The 1,143-nt window shown below is 70.0% G+C and carries 2 protein-coding genes; both read right to left on the minus strand.

The window, feature by feature from the left end:
* Positions 1–734, minus strand: a 734-nt coding sequence (locus VQ02_RS32010; protein WP_245239912.1) for a major royal jelly family protein, incomplete at its 3' end; no start/stop codon positions are given.
* Positions 731–1,143, minus strand: a 413-nt coding sequence (locus tag VQ02_RS32015; protein WP_048448308.1) for a zinc-binding dehydrogenase, incomplete at its 5' end; no start/stop codon positions are given. The genes VQ02_RS32015 and VQ02_RS32010, both read right to left, overlap by 4 nt.

Consider the following 1,143-nt stretch of genomic DNA (forward strand, 5'->3'; position numbering starts at 1 on the left):
TGGTAGTAGAGGAAGTCGCCGTCCGGCGACACTTCGAGCTGGTCGGCATGCACGTAGACCGGCGCGCCGTCCGGCCCACGCACGATGCGCCCCTCGGCCGAGATTGGCCGCGAGGCCGTGACCGAGGTGTGGCCCTCGAGGACGCGGTAGCCCCGGCTCGTTGCGGGATTGAGCACCACCAGGGCCGGCGCGCCTGCATCAGTGAGATAGGCGAGAGAGCCGTTAAAGCGAACGTCGTCAATGAAGCTTTTGCGCGTCACCACGCCGTCGAGCGGGATCGTCCGCCGCACCCGGGCGCCGGCGATATCGACCTGAACGAGCTTGCAGCCGCCCGGGCGCATCGGCTGGCCGAAGCCGGGCGATCCGGTATCGACGAGCCAGAGGTCGCCATCGGGGCCGATCCGGAGGGAATTGACCCAGACGAGAGTGCGGGCGGGATCGGCCCCGTCCGCGAAGGCGTTCCAGGCCTCGTCCGGGAACGGCACCGGGCGGCCGTTGCGGATCTCGACGACGCGGGGACCGGCGCTGCCGTCGATGCGCGCGAGCGCGGCGAAAATCCGGCCCTCGGGCGTCACCGCGACGCCATTGGTGACGGCGTCCGGAAGCGCGAAGGCGAGCGTTAGGTCAGGTGCGGCGGGATGGGCGCCCTCGGCCGCGCGGCTCGGGCCGGCCGCGAGTAGGGCCCCGGCCCCGGTCAGCCAGGCGCGCCGATCTATCGTCGCCCCATCGCTCACGCCCATCCCTCCAGAACGATCTTGCCCTTGGCCCGCCCACTCTCGATCAGCGCGTGAGCGCGGCGGAGATTGATGGCGGAGATCGGGCCGAAGCTCTCTGCGAAGGTGGTCTTCAGCGTGCCGGCCTCCACCAGCCGCGCAACTTCGTCGAGGAGCCGGCCCTGTTCAGCGATGTCGGCAGTGGCGAACATCGAGCGGGTGAACATGAACTCCCAATGGGTTGAGACGCTCTTGCGCTTAAACGGCAGCACGTCGAGGCTCGCCGGATCGTCGATCAGCGCGAACCGGCCCTGCGGCGCGATCAGCGCGGCGATCTCGGCAAGATGCCGGTCGGTGTTGGTGGTCGAGAAAACGAAACCCGGCGCGCCGAACCCGAGGGCTGCCACTTCGGCTGCGAGCGGCCGGCCGG

This window comes from Methylobacterium variabile (assembly GCF_001043975.1).
GTDB lineage: Bacteria > Pseudomonadota > Alphaproteobacteria > Rhizobiales > Beijerinckiaceae > Methylobacterium > Methylobacterium variabile.